This window comes from Vibrio sp. 10N.222.48.A3, from assembly GCF_041475345.1.
Lineage (GTDB): Bacteria > Pseudomonadota > Gammaproteobacteria > Enterobacterales > Vibrionaceae > Vibrio > Vibrio tasmaniensis_A.
Genome location: NZ_JBFRVX010000581.1, coordinates 1 through 2,179 on the forward strand (window position 1 = coordinate 1; position 2,179 = coordinate 2,179).

Annotated in this window: 3 protein-coding genes and 1 pseudogene; 1 reads left to right on the plus strand and 3 read right to left on the minus strand. The window is 44.1% G+C overall.

The annotated features are described in order from the left end of the window. Nucleotides 1-754 (plus strand): DMT family transporter (locus tag AB4653_RS16450; protein WP_372104756.1); only part of this gene is annotated, 754 nt, incomplete at its 5' end. A gap of 94 nt (nt 755-848) precedes the next feature. On the opposite strand, the gene AB4653_RS16455 is transcribed toward AB4653_RS16450, so the two are convergent. From AB4653_RS16455 to AB4653_RS16465, 3 genes and pseudogenes are all read right to left on the minus strand, one after another. Beyond that, the gene (locus AB4653_RS16455; RefSeq protein ID WP_017101603.1) at nt 849-1,277 is read right to left on the minus strand and encodes a MarR family winged helix-turn-helix transcriptional regulator; all 429 of its coding nucleotides are present in this window, start codon (nt 1,275-1,277) and stop codon (nt 849-851) included. A gap of 17 nt (nt 1,278-1,294) precedes the next feature. Continuing rightward, a pseudogene (locus AB4653_RS16460) lies at nt 1,295-1,399 on the minus strand (hydrogenase); the annotation flags it as partial. Then, on the minus strand, nt 1,400-1,894 hold the full coding sequence (locus AB4653_RS16465) for a peptidylprolyl isomerase (protein WP_012604419.1): 495 nt from the start codon (nt 1,892-1,894) through the stop codon (nt 1,400-1,402). Nucleotides 1,895-2,179 lie beyond the last annotated feature (285 nt).

Genomic DNA, 2,179 nt, shown 5'->3' on the forward strand with positions numbered 1-2,179 from the left:
GTTCATTGGTGTGCGATTCTTCGTCGCGAGTTTGATTCTTTTGCCATTTTGTATTCATCACATTCGTAAGCTTCCGCTTAAGCAGGTACTTTCTCTTTGCGGCGTTGGCTTGTTGCTGTCTGCTTCATTGCAAGTCTGGGTGTATGCAGTATCGATGACGGAAAGTTTGTCGGAAGGAGCGTTTATCATGAGCTTAGCTATGATCATCGCGCCGTTTGTCTCTTGGATTATATTTCGAGTTAAGCCTAATCGTGCCTTCTGGATGTCATTTCCAATTGCGATTATCGGTATGTTGCTACTGACCCTAACTAACGGTTGGCACGTTGAGCAGAGTCAGCTCTATTTCCTATTAGCATCGATGTTGCTTTCGGTTCACTTTGTCATGAATAAGCGAGTGATTACTAATATCAAACCTATAGCTTCAATTTGCGTTCAGCTTTTTGTGGTGGGTGTTAGTGGGTTAGCGTTTGCTTCGATGACCACTCAACCAGAGTTTGAAATAACTCAAACCTTAATATTCTGGTTTATCGTCTCAGCGGTTGTCGCGACATCGATCCGTTACTTATTGCAAACTGTCGGTCAGCACTCCGTGAACATGGAAGTGGCGGCATTGATCATGATTCTTGAGCCGGTGTGGACATTGTTATTGAGTGTCAGCGTGTTGGGAGAAACGGTTGAGATGCAAAAGCTACTAGGCGGAGCGGTAATTATTGGTTCGTTATTTTGTTATATCAAATGGTCGAGACGAAAATAAAACACTCGGCGCAAGGCCGAGTGCTCGTTGGTTGTTAGCGCATGTTTATAGCTCATTAAGCATGTACTAGCAGTAAGCTCCGGTCACAGTAAGATCAGATTGCTGCGACCATCTTTTGAAGTAGCTTGATCATCTGCTGTTGTTCTTCAGCGTCCAACTCATTCATCAGTTCTTTGTTTAAACGAGTAGGGATTGGAATCAACTGTTCTTCGAGTGCTTTCCCTTTTTCCGTTAAGTAGATTCTGAAAGAACGACGACTGTTTGGATCGGCTCTGCGTTCAACCAGCTCAAGCTTTTCTAGCTTGTCTAGTGTGCGAGTCGTCGTTGAATTCTCGACTTTGGACTTTGCCGCGATATCACGCTGAGTAATACCTTCCTCTTCCCATAGGCACATCAAGGTTGGCCAGAGCGCAATGGTTAAGCCATGTTCTTTCAATTCTGTGTCGAAATCTTTGCTCGCTTTATTGGCGATCACGTTGATCATCCAACCAAAGCTATTTTGCCTATCAAATTCTTGTGACATCCGTCAGTACCTAATTCTTACGATGACATTACAACTATTGTCATCGTAACTAATACCGATGCAATTAGCACCAACATTGCTTCGTTATTTGATAAAAAAGCGAATTGACTGCTAATTTTGAATTAATCGCGAATCGTGACCTTGGTAATCACAATATCTTCGCAAGGTACATCTTCGTGTCCCCAGCGAGTAGTGGTTGGTGCAAGCGCAATCTTGTTGACCACGTCCATGCCTGCCGATACTTTGCCAAACACTGCGTAACCCCAACCTGCGTTGCTGGTCGCGGTATGGTCAAGGAAATCATTGTCGTCAAGGTTGATAAAGAACTGCGCCGTTGCTGAGTGTGGTGCGTCTGTACGAGCCATTGCCACTGAGCCAATCACGTTCTTTAGTCCACGATTTGCTTCATTGACGATAGGTGCGTGTGTTGGCTTCTCTGTCATGTCGATAGTGTGTCCACCACCTTGAATCATGAAACCCTCAATCACACGGTGAAATGTGGTGCCTTCATAGAAGCCTTCTTGGCAGTATTTAAGGAAGTTTTTTGAACTTACTGGCGCTTTCTCAAGGTTAAGTTCAATTTCGATGTCGCCAAAGTTAGTGGTCAGAATAATCATAAAGGTGCCCAATGTTCGAGTACTAATATTTTGAGTACTACAGAGTAGTGGATGACGTAATAGGGTGCAGTATATGAGAAATAACGACGGATGCCAGTGAACAGTGATTCTGACGTGTATTCAAGGGCGATCTGAATGATCTTCGAGCGTGCCATCGCGCGTTCACTTCATTCGTATAGACAAGAAAGCCAGCGAACAGGTCGCTGGCTTTGGAGGTTTTAAAGATTATTGCTTTTGATTAAAGCGTTAGAAGGTAATTCACCAGTTGGTTGTACTCTTCGTAGC

What these genes read in the sequence shown, in the direction of transcription:
- AB4653_RS16465 (WP_012604419.1), bottom strand. Translation starts at nt 1,894, where the DNA reads ATGATTATTCTGACCACTAACTTTGGCGACATCGAAATTGAACTTAAC.
- AB4653_RS16455 (WP_017101603.1), bottom strand. Translation starts at nt 1,277, where the DNA reads ATGTCACAAGAATTTGATAGGCAAAATAGCTTTGGTTGGATGATCAAC.